An 18109-nucleotide genomic window follows, 5' to 3' on the forward strand; every position below is an offset into this window, starting at 1 on the left:
GGCAGGAGCGATCTCTTGTACGGTAACAGATGCAAACGGATGTACAGCTACGGTGGACTTTACAATCAATGAACCAACTGCTCTTACAGCTACAGCTGATGCACAAACGAACGTTTCTTGTAACGGTGAAGCTGATGGAACTGCTTCTGTGGCTGTTTCTGGTGGAACTACTGATTATACATACGATTGGACTGGAACGCCAACTGGTGACGGAACGGCTTCGGTTACTGATCTTGCAGCAGGAGCAATCTCTTGTACGGTAACAGATGCAAACGGATGTACGGCGACGGTGGACTTTACAATCAATGAACCAACTGCTCTTACAGCTACAGCTGATGCACAAACGAACGTTTCTTGTAACGGTGAAGCTGATGGAACTGCTTCTGTGGCTGTTTCTGGTGGAACTACTGATTATACATACGATTGGACTGGAACGCCAACTGGTGACGGAACGGCTTCGGTTACTGATCTTGCAGCAGGAGCAATCTCTTGTACGGTAACAGATGCAAACGGATGTACGGCGACGGTGGACTTTACAATCAATGAACCGGCTGCTCTTACGGCGACTATTACATCAACAGATGGAGTTACATTGGTTGTTTCAGAAGAGGCAACTTCGTACCAGTGGATTGATTGTTCGACAGATGAAATGATTGAAGGTGCTACTTCTGAAACTTATGTTGCTTCAGAAAATGGAGAATATGCCGTTCTGATTATGAATGAAGATGACTGTATAGCTGTATCAGATTGTTTCAGTGTAACAACTGTTGGTTTTGCGGAAAATACACTTGCTGAAACGCTTGTTAGTCTGTTCCCTAACCCAACGAAAGAAAGTTTAACAATTGAGCTAACAGAAATCAATGAAACAAGTGTTCTTGTCTACAACACACAAGGAAAACTAGTTCTTTCTGAAGGTCAGGTTCAATCCGGACACATTATTAACATCTCTTCTTTTGAACCGGGAGTATACTTTGTAAAAGGAACTCACGATCAGGGAACATGGATGAAACGCATTGTAAAGATGTAATATCCTTATATTAGATGGTTTTTAACCCAGAAAAAGTCGCCTGAGTTCAGGCGACTTTTTTTGTTTACCCTTCTTTTTCAGAAATTAACCCTCGTTTCAAAAAAGAAAGTCAGCATATAAATACTCTCATATATGTTACTATTTTTGCCAACTTCACATAAATAGAAACAGAATAAAAACGAAATAAGTATGAAGGCATATGTATTTCCGGGTCAAGGGGCTCAGTTTTCAGGAATGGGAAAAGACCTTTACGAAAATTCAGAAGTAGCAAAAGAATTATTTGAAAAAGCGAATGAAATTCTAGGCTTCCGAATTACTGATATCATGTTTGAGGGAACAGACGAAGAACTAAAACAAACAAGGGTAACACAACCAGCCATCTTCTTACACTCTGTGATACTTGCAAAAGCACTGGGAGATAGTTTTCAACCGGACATGGTTGCCGGACATTCTTTAGGCGAATTTTCTTCGCTTGTAGCAAACGGTACTCTAAGCTTTGAAGACGCTCTTCGTTTGGTATACCAACGCGCTATGGCTATGCAAAAGGCTTGTGAAGCAGAGCCTTCAACTATGGCAGCAATTCTAGGGCTTGAAGACGAAAAAGTAGAAGAAGTCTGTAACAACGTTGACGGCATCGTTGTTCCTGCAAATTATAACTGTCCCGGACAACTTGTTATCTCCGGAGCGGTTCCTGCTGTTGAAAAAGCGTGCGAATTAGCTACTGAAGCCGGAGCAAAAAGGGCATTAGTTCTTCAGGTAGGAGGAGCTTTTCATTCTCCATTAATGGAACCTGCAAGAGCAGAACTAGCTGCTGCAATTGAGGCTACAGTCTTCAATACTCCTTCTTGTCCAGTATATCAAAATGTTGTTGCAAAAGCAGTATCAAATCCGGAAGAAATAAAAAAGAATCTGGTTGATCAGTTAACTGCTCCTGTACGTTGGACTCAAACCATGAACCAAATGATTGCAGATGGAGCTACAGAGGTTATTGAAGTAGGACCGGGTAAAGTTCTACAAGGATTATTTAAAAAAGTAGACCGGCAATTCCCTGTGTCCAGTGCACAAATTTAATTATCGTTGCGCTATTCATAGAAAAAGGGGAAATGATAAAATCACTTCCCCTTTTTTACCTCTATCAAAACCCTAAACTATCGTAAGACATTTACATGTCCGATATATTCTTCTCTATCATCTACATCTGTTCGCTTCACAACTATTTTCCAGATATAAGTTCCATCTTCAACAATTTTCCCACCATACGTTCCATCCCATCCGAATTCCGCATCATACGATTCGAAAAGAATTTCTCCCCATCGGTTAAATATGGTCAGGTGATAGTTGAAGGGATCAAACCCGGATGTAAATACCGGTAAAAACACTTCATTAAACTGATCCTGATCCGGAGTAAAAGTATTCGGAACGTAAAAAATCAACTCTTCCTTCACTGTAATCACCTGTTCAGTAACATCCACACATCCCGCAGGGGAATAAGCTGTCAACGTCACTGTGTAAACACCTGGACCATCCGGGAAAGTATGCGAAGGAGCAACATCAGTTGAAGGTCCAGAACCATCTCCGAAATTCCATATATAAGAATCCGCTCCTTCAGAATTATTAATCATCCGACTGGTTGGATAAACCGTTGACAATTCGGAAGGGTTCGGGTAAAACGATGCTATTGGGTCAGGTTCTACACAAACATAGTTAATGGCTGTTGTTGAATTTGTACATCCTTCAGGTGTTGACACTGTCAATGTAACATCATAGCATCCGTAAGAAGTAAATGTGGCTGTTATATCCGAACAACTACTAACTGTCTCTCCATTACTAAAAGTCCATTGACAATCTAACAGGTTTCCTGTTGATGTATTGTTAAATGTAGCTGTCACGGGAGAACATCCAGATAAATCCTGACCAGTAAATGATGCAACAGGGTTAGGCACAACGGCCACCTGAACATCATCCGTATTACTACATCCATAGACATCGGTTCCTGTCACCGTATAAATAGTCGTATCTGCAGGAATAAAAGGAACTCCATTGGAAATACCATCTGACCAGCTATAGGTATTGGCTCCCGATGCAGTCAGAATAACCGTCGATCCGGCACAAATTACAAGATCATTTCCGGCAAAAACAGTAGGAAGATCATGAACAGTTATTACAGCCGATCCTGTTTGCGCCTGACTACAAGCTGTTGAAGACGCATCCTGAACGCTTAAAAGGTTAACAGTTATCGTCCCGACAACACTTGTAGGAACTGTAATGGTAGCCGTAGTATTAGTTCCCGTTGTAGTTATTGTTTGATTTCCTGCTCCATTCAAATTGTAAGTGAATGTATAGGGAGCAGTTCCGTTGTTCCCTTCAAAAGTTACTACTGGCGCTGCACTGCCTACACAAACATCAGTTGTTCCTGTCACCGTTGCTGTTGGGAGCGGATTTACCTCTACTGTTACTGACTGTGTCTGTGGATTAAGACATGCCGTAGAAGAAGCATCCTGAACACTGATAAGACTATAAACAAAAGTTCCAGCTGTGGCTGTAGGAACAGACACTGTGGCTGTAGCACCTGTTGAAACAACCGTTTGATCCGGACCGTTATTTATCGAATAAGTAAATATGTAAGGAGAAGTTCCTCCGTTTCCGTTAAAAGTTATCACCGGCGAAGTTCCATTCTGACAAACTTCAGTAGTTCCCGTAATGGATGCTGTCGGAAGTGGGTTTACCGTTACTGTCACCGAGCCTGACTGAGCCTGACTACAAGTTGTAGATGAGGCATCCTGAACACTCACCAAATCATACACAAATGTTCCTGCCGTTCCCGTAGGAGCAGAAACGGTTGCTGTGTTACCCGTCGAAACAACTGTTTGATTAGGTCCGTTATTTACAGTATATGTAAAAGTATAAGGAGTCGAACCGTTTGCACCAGTAAAAGTCACCAATGGAGATGTACCGCTCTGACAAACTTCAACCGTTCCATCAATAGTCGCAGTAGGAAGTGGATTTACCAGAATAGTTGCTGATCCTGACTGCGATTGACCACAAACTGTAGTTGAGGCATCCTCTACACTCACCAAATCATATACAAATGTCCCCGCTGTTCCGGTAGGTGCAGTTACCGTAGCAGTATTACCACTTGAGACAACAGTCTGACTCGTACCGTTATTAATTGTGTACGTAAAGGTATAAGGAGCTGTTCCGTTTGCACCGGTAAAAGTAATAACTGGCGCGGCATCGTTCTGACAGACATCCATTGTACCACTTATTGTTGCTGTAGGAAGCGGATTAACGGTTACAGTTACTGAACCTGTTTGGGAATTCAGACAGGCTGTAGATGAAGCATCCTGAACACTTACCAAATCATACACAAATGTCCCTGCAATTCCGGTTGGAACACTAAAGGTCACCAGATTCGAATTATTAGTAGAAACAACAGTTTGATTGGCCCCGTTATTAATTGTATAAGTAAATGTATATGGAGCAGTTCCTCCTGAAGCAGTAATCGTAATAACAGGGCTTGCATCATTTCGACAAACTATAGACGCTCCATTAAGAGCAATAGAAGCTGTTGGAAGTGGATTAACCAGAACCGTCGCCGACCCGGATTGAGGCTGACTACATGTCGTTGAGGAAGCATCCTGAACACTTACCAAATCATAGACAAACGTTCCTGCTGCTCCTGTCGGCACATTGACTGTTGCAGTCGTCCCTGTCGAAACCACTGTCTGATTAGCCCCATTATTAATTGTATAGGTAAATGTGTAAGGTGCTGTACCATTTGCACCGGTAAAAGTAATAACCGGCGCAGCATCATTCTGACAGACATCAGTTGTTCCATTGATTGTTGCCGTCGGAAGTGGGTTAACAGTAACAGTAATCTGATCCGTATTAACACATCCATGAACATCAGTACCGGTCACCTCGTATGTCTGAGTTCCTGAAGGCGTAAATGGAATCCCATTGGAAACTCCATTATCCCAAACGTAGTTCACAGCGTTACTTCCGGAAAGTGTGATTGCATCCCCGGAACATATTGTAAAATCATTTCCGGCAAAAACATTTGGCAGCGGATGAACGGTCAATGCTACATTTGCTGTTGAATCACATCCTGTTGTCGACACAAAAACCTGAGAGTATACTCCACTTGTTGTTTGCGTAACCCCATGAATCACCATCGACTGTCCCTGACAAATTTCGTAAGAAAAGTTTGCTGTTATATGGGAGTTCTCCGTTACTGAAAAAGGTGCCGAAGTAGTAGAACATCCGGCAGCATTTGTTACAGTAACTGTTACAGGATTATCTCCATCAGTAACATTTGTTGTTTGAGTTGTAGCTCCATTTGACCACAGATAAGAAGTAAATCCTGCTCCGGCATCAAGTGTAGCTGAAGCTCCTGCACAATATTCACTTGCACCGCTAATTGACACTACCGGGTTCGCATTAACAACCACGGTAGCAGTTTGATTAATGGTTCGCTGACAAGTTGTTGAACTGGCATCTACAACACTCACAAGATTCACATTGAATGTTCCTGCTGTAGTTGTTGGAACTGTTATTGTAGCACTATTTCCCGTCGATACAATAGTTTGGTTCGTTCCTCCATTTATATTGTAGGTAAAGGTATAAGGTGCCGTACCTAAAGATCCTGTAAAAGTTACAACAGGGTCAGTATCACCAACACAAACAGAAACCCCTCCTGTTACAGTTGCTGAAGGAAGTGGATTGATGATTATCGTCGCAGTTGCAGTCTGAGGATTCAGACATGTTGTAGACGAAGCATCCTGAACACTCACCATAGCATATACAAATGTTCCCGCCGTTCCGGTTGGTACACTTACAGTTACTGAAGAGTTTCCGCTTGCTGTAGTAACCGTCTGGTTTGGTCCGTTATTAATTGTATACGTAAAAGTATAAGGCATTGTTCCACCCGCCCCCGTAAAGGTAATAACAGGAGCAACATCATTCTGACAAATTGTATTATCTCCTCCGATTACAGCAGTCGGAAGTGGATTTACCACTACAGTCGCTGAACCTGCCTGAGCCTGACTACATGTTGTAGACGAAGCGTCCTGAACACTTACCAAATCATAGACAAACGTTCCTGCTGTTCCGGTTGGTACATTTACAGTAGCCGTGTTTCCTGTTGAAACCACTGTCTGATTCGCGCCGTTATTAATCGTATAAGTAAAGGTATAAGGAGCTGTACCGTTTAAACCGGTAAAGGTAATAACAGGGGCAGCGTCATTCTGACAGACATCAATTGTTCCGGCAATAGTAGCCGTCGGAAGTGGATTTACGACTATTGTCGCTGAACTAGTCTGAGCCTGACTACATGTTGTAGACGAAGCATCCTGAACACTTACCAAATCAAAAACAAATGTCCCTACAATTCCGGTTGGTACGGTAACAGTAGCTGTGTTTCCTGTTGAAACCACTGTCTGATTCGCTCCGTTATTAATCGTATAGGTAAAAGTGTAAGGAGCGGTCCCATTTGCACCGGTAAAGGTAATAACAGGAGCAGCGTCATTCTGACAGACGTCAGTTGTACCAGTCACTGCCGCAGTTGGAAGTGGATTTACCACTATTGTCGCTGAACTAGTCTGAGCCTGACTACATGTTGTAGACGAAGCATCCTGAACACTTACCAAATCAAAAACAAATGTTCCTGCCGTTCCGGTTGGCACAGTAACAGTCGCTGTGTTTCCTGTCGAAACTACGGTTTGATTTGCACCGTTATTAATTGTATACGTAAAGGTATATGGAGCAGTCCCGTTTGAACCGGTAAAGGTAATAACAGGAGCAGCGTCATTCTGACAGACATCCGTTGTTCCGTTAATTACAGCTTCCGGAAGAGGGTTCACAGTAACCGTTACCTGATCCGTACCTGTACATCCATTCGCATCCGTTCCATTAACCGTGTAGGTTGTAGTAACCGTTGGGCTCACCGTATGAGAAGCTCCTGCTCCCAAACCATTATCCCATGAATAAGAAACACCTCCTGTAGCAGTCAGCACAACAGATTCTCCTTCACAAATTGTTACATCAAACCCTGCATTTATAGGTGCATCAGGATTAACAACAACAGTTATATCATCCGTATTCTGACATCCATTTACATCCGTTCCAGTTACCTGATACGTTGTTGTTCCGTTAATAACGAAAGGAACCCCATCAGTTACCCCATTATTCCACACATAACTGGTTGCCCCGGACCCTGAAAGAGTTATCGTTGAACCAGTACAAACTGTGAAATCATTCCCTGCCGATACATTCGGAAGCGGGTTAACTGTGACTGTTATCTGATCCGTTTCCGTACATCCTGCTGCAGAAGTACCTGTAACTGTATAAGTAGTTGTTGCAGTCGGAGTGAAAGCGACACCATTAGAGATACCATTGTCCCATGAATAAGAAGCTGCATTTCCAGTAGCTGTCAATGTAACAGACGTACCATCACAGACAGCAAGATCCGCACCTGCATTCACAATCGGTAGCGGATTAACTGTTACTGTAGCTATATCTGTATTGGTACAACCTGTTGCAGTTATAGTACCTGTTACAGTATAGTTTGTTGTGGTTGATGGTGATGCATCTACAGAAGCCCCTGTTGTTGCGCTTAAGTTTGTTCCAGGGGACCAGGAATACGTATCCGCTCCTGATGCTGTAAGGGTAACCGTCTCTCCATCACAAATTGTAGGATCATTCACTGCCACGACGGGTAAAGGGTTAATCGTAATCGTAAATGATTCTATCGAATAACAAACCGGATCCGGTGACTGGTATACAATAGTAAAAGTACCCGGTCCTGTAGCACTCAGATCAACAACTCCAGTAGCTGAGTTAATAGCCACTCCAACCGTCGAGCCAAATTGACCTCCTGTCACACCTGTAATAGTTGGTGAAGGATCTGCATCATCAAGACAATAAGTTGCAGAAGGATACGTGAATGATGCGTCTTCCGGACCTGTAAAAGTCCCGGTTATTGTTACCGGACAACCGTTACCGTCTGTTATATCAAATGAGTAATTATCTCCATCCACCAATCCGGTGACAACAATAGTACCGCCATTCCCTGTTGTGGTATTGCTAAAGGAAGCTGACGCAGGTGTAAGGTTGGATGCTGTAAAATCAGATCCATCTACTTGAGGTAAGCCTCCCGACACAGTAACTGTTACACTACCTGCCTGACAATCTTCAGATACATTCGTCTGAATCTCCGGCAAATATTGAACGGCATAAGGCGCACCCATTTCATAACAATCCAAACTTGTATTGGTATAAGATACTAATAACGGGTTTGAACTGACATTGTAAGCTGTAATCGGAACAAAATACACCGTATTGTTTGTAAAAACACCGGGGTAATTATCAATCCAGAATTGGTCATTTAGCTCATTCAGGTTTTCTATAGAAGTGACTCCGATCCAACAAGGGTCATCCGTTATAAAATAAGTAGGATCCGGAGTAACCGCCACTGTTGGAGGGCAAGAATAGACTCCCCAAATAATATTGGGATCGTACCCGGAGGCTGAAGGCGGATACAATGCTTCTGCCGGTGGAACATAGTCCCCATTTGGCGTAATATCCAAATTATCACCATAACACAAGATGTACGGGTTAGTACTTATTCCTCCCATTACTGGTGTGAATGTCCCTATCTCCGCATAACATACACAGGGCTGTGTATAGCTAATGTTGGACAATGTTATTGTACAGGCAGGATCATCGGTAAAGTATGCTGTTACTGAACAGGTAGAACCATCTGCCGTTATATTATCAATACTAAAATTGAATGGGCTAGTAAAAGGAGCGTTATAGGTAGACGAATTTCCGTGGCAATCTTCTACAATTAACTGTCCCGTTCCAGGAGGGTAATCAAACTGTAACTCTCCCGTCAGATCAAAAGTGTTATCCGGTTGACAAGGTTGAGAAACGGTCGATATAGATGTGAAGTTACAAACACAGGTGTTCGTGTATAGTACCGAATCAATTGCTGTACAACCGAAATTATCCGTAGCTGTGAGGTAATACCATGTATTCGCTGTCGGAGCAGGATTTACTGTAGTAGAAAGTGTATTCGCTCCCGTTGACCAGGAAACTGAGGTTATTGAGTTATTTAATGTAATAGGAGTCGTTGTGGAAACGCTCGGTGGAACAGAGAAGATAGATGCCGATGCCGCGGAACAAGAGTTATCATTAATTGCAGAATTAATAGATCCTGAATTATAATTTACATTCAAAGGACCGCACGTACCCTGACCATTGAAAGCAATACTTGCACTAGTCAATGCGCCAACGTCTGACCCGATACAATCATAAATCTGTACACTCCATCCACCGGCTGATGCATCACAACCGTATAAAGACGACCAGTTTATCATTGTTCCTGCCCCAGGACCATACCCTCCATAGGTTCCACTAAGTGGCACTCCTGCCGAACAAACATCAAGAATAGTAGTTGAGGTACTCGAAAAACAAAGGTTATTTACATTATTACCACTGTTACAAACATTATTCTGTCCTATTGCCCCCGGATTAGGAGACAATGTAATTGTAGGAGACCCGCAGGAAGCAGGACCAACAAGGAAAAAGCCTAAATCGGAAACATAGGTGTGGTTTGCATTGAAACAGACCTGAATACTTGTTGTATTATCAATGGTCAATGGATTTGGCGGCGGGTTGTAGTATACGAAATTTGCTACAGGACTTGCCGTACCATTTAAAGTAAATGAACCACAGGCAGCAATGGGAGCCCCTGCATCAACAGTAGTCTCGTTCAAAAACACCCAGGCACGATAACATCCTATTCTTGTTCCGTTTGCGTCCGTGATTGCAACCAGGTATCCTCCATTAGCCAAACCATTGATCGTACTCGTCGTTCCATTCGTATTTGTGTAGGGATCCCAACCATTCGAAGTCGAATTGTAGGAATACCATTGAAATGTATACGGCGCTACTCCGGAAGGAGAACTTGCTGTTAACGAACCGGTAACCGGATTTCCATCGGAGTCCGGTGTGCAGTAAATATAAATCTGATCATTCGGTGAGCCATCTGTGTAGGATGTTGATGTAGTAGTCGAATGCCCGTTGCCCGTTATCTGAGCCAAAGCACCAGCAAAACATACCACCAAAAAGAAAAGTAGCGTAACCAGTTTTTTCATCGTGTATGTGTATTAATTTTCTTCTGTTTGTTCTGTTCGGCGGATCTTCTCTTCCAAAATACGTCTCTCTTCGGACCCTTCAGGATATTTTGCAAGTTCATTTCTGTAGAGAGTCAATTGTTCTTCTTTCGAAACAGACCCTGGGGTTGAAGGCGTTTCTGACATACGTTGTCTCTGTATTTCAGACTTTTCAAGATTTCTGTGATAGTTGGTATCAGTATAATTATTCGTAGTGATAGGCTCAAAAGTACTTTGCCCCAAAGCACTCCCTGCAATAAACAGCATACCGACGACGGCTATACTGCCTGTAAAACAATTCACTTTCTTCTTCATAGTTGTGGGTTTATTCCTGGTAAAAACCAAATAGCATGTTCATTATATTCAACGAGTTCCCTATCAAAAGGGTTGCTTATTTTCATTTTTAAAATTAACATTTTTACAACACCTAGTGAAAAAAAAATATTTACCCCCTGATTTATTACTACCAACCTCATCCAACTCTTTTGTTTTAAGCTCTTAAAAAAGATGAAATTTCAATTATCTTTGCGGTAACCTACCTAAATTTATTGAAAATGGAAAGCGCCAGAAAACAGCTGAAAACGATATTCGGCTATTCTACATTCAGACCTCAGCAGGAAGAAATAATTCGAACGACACTCGAAAAAGAGGATACAATTGTCCTGATGCCAACAGGAGGAGGAAAATCAATTTGTTATCAAATTCCGGCACTCGTATTTGATGGTACAACACTTGTCATCTCTCCCCTTATTTCTCTCATGAAAGATCAGGTCGAAGGTTTACGATCCAATGGTGTAGAAGCTGCCTTTTTTAATAGTTCTCAACCTGAGTCAGAACGAGCTGAGGTTATACAACAGGCAAAATCAGGCACCTACAAATTACTATACATGGCACCTGAAACAGTATTCCCTGCATTAGACAGTTGGTTGTCCATGGTCCCTGTTTCTATGGTCGCCATAGATGAAGCCCACTGTGTTTCAATGTGGGGTCATGATTTTCGTCCAGAATATACCCAATTACATCTGCTCAGAAATTACTGGAAAGACATCCCTTTTTCTGCGCTCACAGCAACAGCAGATAAAGCTACCCGTAAAGAAATCGAAAACAAACTGGGCCTGAAAAACCCTCATGTTTTTCTCTCTTCATTTGACCGCCCTAATATCAGTCTTGAAGTCAGAGGAAATATTCCCAAGAAAAAAAAGCAGGAAGAAATCCTCGATTTTTTAGAAGAACACGAAGGCCAATCTGGGATTATCTATTGTTTGTCACGAAAAGAAACTGAAGACATTAATAATTTTCTCCTTCAGAACGGGATTCCTTCCAGCCATTATCACGCCGGACTTTCCAACACCGAACGATCAAGAATTCAAGAAGATTTTATCCACGATCGCACTCCGGTGATTACAGCAACTATAGCTTTTGGAATGGGAATAGACAAGTCAAATGTACGATGGGTTATTCACAATAATCTTCCTAAAAATCTGGAAGGATATTATCAGGAGATAGGACGCGCCGGACGGGATGGTCTCGCATCCAAAGCTGTTCTCTATTATACAATGCGTGATGTAAAACTTTTGGCCGACTTTGCGCGGGACAGTTCACAAAAAGAAGTTCTTACAGAGAAGTTGAACAGGATGCTTCATTACGCAGAGTCTCAGACATGTCGTCGCAAAACATTATTAAGCTATTTTAGTGAAAATCTGGAAGAAAACTGTGGAAACTGTGATGTATGCCTGAATCCTCCTTCGTTTATTGATGGTAAAGTCATTGCACAAAAAGCGCTTTCCGGTATAAAAAGAACCCATGAACAAATCGGTTTACACCTATTAATCCAGTTACTCAGAGGTGCCAAGACTGCTGATATTTATACAAATGGTTATCAAAATTTAAAAACGTACGGAGCGGGAAGAGATCTTAGTAATGAAGAATGGCTTTTTTATCTGATACAACTTCTTAATCAGGGGGCTATTGAAATAGCTTACGATGAAAACTTTCATCTTAAAACAACTCCATTCGGAGATAAGATCCTGTTTGAAGGACAAGATTTCTTACTTGCTAAATTCTCTGGTTCGTCTAAAAAGCGAACGGAAACGAAAACTCCTTCTTCCTCTAAAAGCGCATCTCCTGAAGAAGAATTATTTCAGAAACTGCGTCAGTTACGACGAATTATTTCAAAAGAAGAAGAAGTACCTGCGTATATCATTTTCAGTGATGCCGCTCTTAAAGAAATGGCCTCTCAACGACCGGTAACGAAGAATGATTTTCTTGACATACCGGGTGTGGGTCATCAAAAAATGATGAATTACGGGGACGAGTTCATAACGGTAATCAGGGAATTTGAAAAAACCATAAAGCCTGAGGTATCAACCTATGAAAAAACATACGAGCTCTATAAAGAAGGACTTCTTCCCGAAGAAATAGCAACTATTCGGAAACTAAATAAAGAAACCGTATACTCCCATCTCGCAAAACTCTATCTGGAGGGGACCCAGGTTGACTTATTGCGTTATGTAGAAACCTCTCTCGTTGATCGTGTCAGAGAATTTTATGAAAGAACAAAAGATTCCGTATCACTAAAACCCTATTTTGAACACTTCAATGGTGAAATACCGTATTATCAGATACGACTTGCACTCTCTTTACTGGAAAAAGAAAGTGCAGAACTATAATCAGGGAATTTTACATCATTTTATAACGCGATGACATAGCCTGTATTCTATTCATCATTTCCGTTCTTAGTTCTGGTGGCTCTATCACCTCTATCTCACTTCCGTAACTTAACAGAGTACGTATCAGTTCTTCTGTTATTAAAACATGTAAACTAAAAGTCGTTCGTTTATTTCCATTCTTAACCGTTAGCTGTGATGGGTGTAGCATCTGAGAAGCAATGTATTTTGCAGCAATATTATCTGCTTTAAACAGTACCTCAACCGGTTGATCTCCTGTCACCGTAATCCCAAGGCTGTGCTTAAAGTAGAGATCAGGGTTGAAATTTACCGGGAGAGTTGCTTTTCCCTCAGAAGGGTCAATATTACTCATCCGATCCAAACCAAACGTAGAAATCCTGTCTTTTACAAGATCATAACTAATCAGGTACCAACGATTTCGGTATTCCTTTAACAGGAGCGGGGTAACTTTTCGTCGCTTCATTTCTCCATTGGCAAAGCTGGTATAATCGAACCACACTTCTTTTCCACCTTCAATCGCTTGCAGCAACGGGTTAATATATTCCTGCCCAGTTTTTCCATACCCTGTTTCAAACTGGATCATTTCCGTGTCCGGGCGAAATGATTTTTTGTGACGCTTCACATCAATGCGGTCAATCATTCTTTCCAAAGCAAAACCATACTCTTTGAAAAAATCCATATTCCGAAACTGAGCGATCGTACCTGCTGCAAATTTCAATGCATTAACATCATCCTGTGTAAGTGGTGTATCATCAATTGAAAAATCAGGGTCTTCGTAATAATACCCTCTTTCCTTCTTACTGTAATATATAGGTGCGTCATATTCCATACGCATAGCAAACAAATCCTTCTCAATAGTTGAATCACAAATATTTGCTCCTGAAGAAGAACCAAACAATGTTTCTTCACACAACTCCCGAAGCTTTCTCTTGGAAGGATATGGATTATTCGAGTTCCGGATAGCCCGGTCAATTACACGATATCGAAGTAAAGCATTTTTAACGTGCGGCATTATTCTTCGGGGTTTTCTTCAGTTTTCTTTTTTCTCAATTCAAAGTTCCGTCCAAGATATACCTTTCTGACCTGTTCATCGGCAGCGAGCTCTTCGGCTGTTCCCGATTTAAGGATACTTCCTTCAAATAATAAATATGCTCTGTCAGTGATTGAAAGTGTTTCCTGAACGTTGTGATCGGTTATCAGGATACCTATATTTCGCTTTTTGAGATCTGCGACAATGGACTGGATGTCTTCAACAGCAATCGGATCAACCCCTGCAAATGGTTCATCCAGTAATACAAACTTGGGATTCGTAGCAAGTGCACGGGCAATCTCAGTCCTTCTTTTCTCCCCACCTGATAACATGCTTCCTAAATTCTTTCTTACATGCTGCAGAGAAAACTCATTCAATAATTTTTCAAGTTGTGCATGACGCTCCTGTTTGTTCAGTTTCGTCATCTCAAGGATTGCCATGATATTATCCTCCACACTTAATTTGCGGAAAACAGATACTTCCTGAGGTAAATATCCCACACCAAGCTGCGCCCGCTTGTACATTGGCAATTTGGTTATTTCTCTTTCGTCCAGAAATACACGACCTGAGTCGGGAGAAACCAAGCCTACAATCATATAAAACGAAGTCGTTTTACCTGCTCCATTCGGACCTAAAAGCCCAACAATTTCTCCCTGGTTTACTTCCACGGTAACTCCTTTGACAACAGGCCTTCCTTTGTAGGTTTTCTTAATCTCCTTTGTATGCAGTTTCATTAAAAATCAAAATTAAGCCGGGCACGAATGCCAAAGTTATTAACTCCCGGAACTCTGTGTGTCAACCTCCAGGTAAATTCTATGCGAAGGTAGTTGAAAATATTCTCAATTCCTGCTCCAACTTCCACGTAAGGTTTCCAATTCAGCGAATGGGTAACATCAGGAAGGATCATTTCCGATAAATGGCGATTCCCTAAATCTCCTGCCACTCCCCTTACAGCTGTAACCATTCTCCATTTCAACTTTCGTATTCCGGGAATCCGGTCAAAGAGCAACCCGTTCCAATGGTGTTCTGCCATCAGCGAAACATAACGATCACTCACAAACTCAAAAAAACTCATATTATTGAATGCTTCTGTCTGGAGCCAATACGATTGATTTCCCGGATGAACTTTCAGAAACGGATAAGCTGCTCTTCCGAATACATGTCCCGCCTGAATATCATAATGTATTGCACCGAAAAAACCAAGTCGTGCCTTGTGACTCAACTGAAATTCAATCTTCTGGTAATTATAATCTGAGTTAAACAGATCCTTCACACCAAAAATTGCCTGCAGAGATAAAATAGGGAATCTTGACCCCAGAGAAATTCTGTCAAACTGACCCGAAATAAACTCCTCATTTTTACCCCACCTCAACTTAATGGTAAACTCACTTGCCTTAATGTTTTCTATATCCCTGACAGTCCCTTCGTTGTCATATCTTTTATAATCTGCAATTCCAAGAGGTGTGTACGATTTCCACTCAAAACCACCGTAGAGAATCAAATCTTTTCCAATATCTTTTTCCAGATTCACCCCGGTTTTCTTAACGGAAGTCAACTTATCAAGGGGCCCAGTACGCAAAAGGGTTCCAAAAGTCGCTCCCACCTCTTTTGCATTCGGAGACATCCCTAACTGCTCAATGTCATTTCGATAATAGACGGCCAGCATTCCTCTCTTTTTAGGAGTGATATTATAACGCATCCCCACCCCATATTTGATTTGCTGATCTGACCAGCCGTATGCAAGCCTGCCTGCCAATTCAATTCGCTTACTGAATTTATTAGATGTTCGAACCGAAATTTCGTTTCGGATACCTTCTACCTCATTATAACTAATCAGATTATATAAATTACCAACTTCAATCAATCCCAGACGATAGTGTCCGGTAGTTAGCATATATCCGGCATTCTGTAAAAAACGAAATGTTGGATTATACGCAAGCGTATCCACCATCTTAATTACTCCTTTTTCATCTTCTGACAAAGGTTCATGCCTGTGGTCCCTCCAGTAGGATTGATCTTTTTCTTTGGCATCATAGGCAACTTCTACCCGGCTATCTGAACTATAAAATTCATCATCGTACGGCTGATTAATGACAAAATCTTTTCGCATCGTAGTCTTTCTCCCGTAAAAACCATAAATTTTTGATTTACGCAACAACTGGAAATCAACAATTACGCGCTCTCTGGTTAACATCCAGACTTCCGGTTCTACCTGATCAAACTCCTGCTCAAATCGCATCCCCCGGACGTAGTTCAGGTTTGCCCAGGGAGATATATCACCTGTAATTGTTTTAACTGCGTATGTTGTATCGTGAATCCACATCTCCCCTTCAAATGTCAGATCCCCCTTTCTTTTAGGAGTAAAAGTGAGCTTATAACACCACTGATTATCTATAAATGCAGAATCAGCCAGGTAGTACTTATAAAACAATTTATACGAATTGTTAAGCGGAGAAATAAACTGTTTACCAAATAAGAAGATCAGATTATCATAGACATTAATATCCTGATACATTTCCCCCATAAACTGGCTTACCTCCAAATTTTCGACGCCGGTGATATGCGTTGCGTCCATTATCTCTTTCTTCCGTTTTGGATTCTTCTTGAAATAATAACGAGAGACCGACTCTGAAAGAATCATCGGAAGATACTTTCCCTGTTTATTCGAGTCCAGATAATCCAACACCTCTCCCAACTTCTGAACAAACTTTCTGTCATCAAAACCATCCCCGATATTATTCAGGTCTAATTGTATTTTGTTGTACGTTTCGTATTGATAAGCATCCAGTTTTTCTCTATTATTAATTGGCTTATTTCGCACAACGAGTCGCATAAGACGTTCACTCGGTAATTCATCAGGTGCTTCAACAATTATATCATTCAGCATACCCGAAGTTGGTTGTAAAGCAATTTGAATCTCTTGTGTTTTACCTACATCAACCGGGACTTTTGTTAATTCATACCCGACAAACGAAATTTCCAATGTATCCGTAGCATAATAAGACTCGATAAGAAACTCTCCTTCGAGATTAGTCGTCCCTCCGCTTTTTGTATCCTGAAATTTTAAATTGACAAACGGAAGGCGCTCTCCGGTTTCAGCATCCGTAATCACCCCACTGACAACTGTTTTCTGGGCAATAGAGAATATAGGCAGGAACCATACAAATAAGTGTAGTATTCTTCTCATAACTCGGATCAATCGCTAAAGTTATGAAAAAGAAGTTAAGATTTCCAACAGGGTTTACCCTCTAGGCTCTTTTTTTTCAACAGATCTGGCTAACAGAATACTTATCTCATAAAGCAATACAATGGGTATTGCCACGATAATCTGACTAATCAAATCCGGGGGAGTAATCAATGCTGAAAGGATCAACACCCCCACAATCGCATGTTTTCTGTATTTCTTAAGGAATGCTGAAGATACAATCCCTAATTTGGCAAAAAAGTAAACCAAGACCGGAAGTAAAAATAAAAGACCGGAAAAAAAGATCGTTGAAATAACCGTACTCATATATGATGATACAGTAAAGTTATTCTGAATTCCTTCCGCAATCTGGAAAGACCCAAAAAACTGAACACTAAGCGGCGCTACAATAAAATAACCAAAAAGCACTCCTATGAAAAACAAAACACTCACAAAAAAGACAGTCCCTTTAACCGCTTTTAGTTCATTTTTCTTTAGCCCGGGCTTTACAAAACCCCAGATTTCCCAGAAAATATAGGGGAAAGCAAAAATTATACCCCCGACAACACTCATCATCAAAGCATACGAGAACTGCCCTACCACTTCCGTACTCTGCATATTGACAGGTACATCTTCAACACAAACATTGATGGTGCGGCACAAAAAGTCAAATGTATAGAAACTTGATTTTCTCATAGTCATGAACAAATTTTCCATGATCCATGATTTAAATATCCAGATAACTGTCGCTATGGCAACGATTGCTACTGAACTTCTCACCAAACGCCAGCGGAGCTCTTCCAGGTGATCAAGAAATGACATTTCCTTGTTGTCTGTCATCATTACTTAATTGATCGAACAAAGGTAGTCAAAAGTTTAGTTTCTATCTACCCTGTCAGAACCAGAAATATCTTAACTTCGTAGCGCCGATTTGTTAAAATAAGTTAATAGAAACAAAAACAGGCTTCGTCCCCGGTTTCGTCAAAATCAGCGATAAATAATTTA

At 41.4% G+C, this 18109-nt stretch carries 9 protein-coding genes; 3 read left to right on the plus strand and 6 right to left on the minus strand.

Going from position 1 to position 18109, the window contains the following annotated elements; translation table 11 throughout:
• Both ABDZ97_RS16110 and fabD read left to right on the plus strand, forming a co-directional pair.
• A partial coding sequence (locus tag ABDZ97_RS16110) for a T9SS type A sorting domain-containing protein (RefSeq protein ID WP_343790198.1) occupies positions 1–1027 on the plus strand: 1027 nt, incomplete at its 5' end.
• 189 nt (positions 1028–1216) lie between these two features.
• Entirely contained in the window at positions 1217–2098 is an 882-nt protein-coding gene (gene fabD / locus ABDZ97_RS16115) for an ACP S-malonyltransferase (RefSeq protein WP_343790201.1), read from the plus strand.
• A 77-nt stretch (positions 2099–2175) separates the two neighbouring features.
• Here the strand turns inward: fabD and ABDZ97_RS16120 are convergent, their stop codons facing one another.
• Positions 2176–10185: a PKD domain-containing protein gene (locus ABDZ97_RS16120; protein ID WP_343790204.1), complete on the minus strand. Its 8010-nt coding sequence runs from the start codon at positions 10183–10185 to the stop codon at positions 2176–2178.
• Positions 10186–10197: 12 nt separating this feature from the next.
• The gene (locus ABDZ97_RS16125; RefSeq protein WP_343790207.1) at positions 10198–10518 is read right to left on the minus strand and encodes a hypothetical protein; all 321 of its coding nucleotides are present in this window, start codon (positions 10516–10518) and stop codon (positions 10198–10200) included.
• A gap of 239 nt (positions 10519–10757) precedes the next feature.
• On the opposite strand from ABDZ97_RS16125, the gene recQ reads away from it, so the two are divergent.
• Positions 10758–12872, plus strand: a complete 2115-nt coding sequence (gene recQ / locus ABDZ97_RS16130) for a DNA helicase RecQ (protein WP_343790210.1) — start codon at positions 10758–10760, stop codon at positions 12870–12872.
• A gap of 10 nt (positions 12873–12882) precedes the next feature.
• On the opposite strand, the gene ABDZ97_RS16135 is transcribed toward recQ, so the two are convergent.
• Genes ABDZ97_RS16135 through tatC form a run of 4 tightly spaced genes read right to left on the minus strand, consistent with a single transcriptional unit; the run spans position 12883 to position 17947 of the window.
• Positions 12883–13902: a helix-turn-helix transcriptional regulator gene (locus ABDZ97_RS16135; protein ID WP_343790212.1), complete on the minus strand. Its 1020-nt coding sequence runs from the start codon at positions 13900–13902 to the stop codon at positions 12883–12885.
• Positions 13902–14654, minus strand: coding sequence for an LPS export ABC transporter ATP-binding protein (lptB, locus tag ABDZ97_RS16140; protein WP_343790215.1), 753 nt, complete (start codon positions 14652–14654; stop codon positions 13902–13904). Before lptB ends, ABDZ97_RS16135 begins: the two co-directional genes overlap by 1 nt.
• Entirely contained in the window at positions 14654–17107 is a 2454-nt protein-coding gene (locus tag ABDZ97_RS16145; RefSeq protein WP_343790218.1) for a DUF5686 and carboxypeptidase-like regulatory domain-containing protein, read from the minus strand. Before ABDZ97_RS16145 ends, lptB begins: the two co-directional genes overlap by 1 nt.
• 54 nt (positions 17108–17161) lie before the next feature.
• Positions 17162–17947, minus strand: a complete 786-nt coding sequence (gene tatC, locus ABDZ97_RS16150) for a twin-arginine translocase subunit TatC (protein ID WP_343790221.1) — start codon at positions 17945–17947, stop codon at positions 17162–17164.
• Between the last annotated feature and the right edge of the window lie 162 nt (positions 17948–18109).

It is taken from the genome of Wandonia haliotis (assembly GCF_039523435.1).
Classification (GTDB): domain Bacteria; phylum Bacteroidota; class Bacteroidia; order Flavobacteriales_D; family Crocinitomicaceae; genus Wandonia; species Wandonia haliotis.

Coding starts and splice junctions, on each gene's coding strand:
- recQ (WP_343790210.1), top strand. CDS start 10,758: ATGGAAAGCGCCAGAAAACAGCTGAAAACGATATTCGGCTATTCTACA.
- fabD (WP_343790201.1), top strand. CDS start 1,217: ATGAAGGCATATGTATTTCCGGGTCAAGGGGCTCAGTTTTCAGGAATG.
- ABDZ97_RS16120 (WP_343790204.1), bottom strand. CDS start 10,185: ATGAAAAAACTGGTTACGCTACTTTTCTTTTTGGTGGTATGTTTTGCT.
- tatC (WP_343790221.1), bottom strand. CDS start 17,947: ATGATGACAGACAACAAGGAAATGTCATTTCTTGATCACCTGGAAGAG.
- ABDZ97_RS16135 (WP_343790212.1), bottom strand. CDS start 13,902: ATGCCGCACGTTAAAAATGCTTTACTTCGATATCGTGTAATTGACCGG.
- ABDZ97_RS16125 (WP_343790207.1), bottom strand. CDS start 10,518: ATGAAGAAGAAAGTGAATTGTTTTACAGGCAGTATAGCCGTCGTCGGT.
- ABDZ97_RS16145 (WP_343790218.1), bottom strand. CDS start 17,107: ATGAGAAGAATACTACACTTATTTGTATGGTTCCTGCCTATATTCTCT.
- lptB (WP_343790215.1), bottom strand. CDS start 14,654: ATGAAACTGCATACAAAGGAGATTAAGAAAACCTACAAAGGAAGGCCT.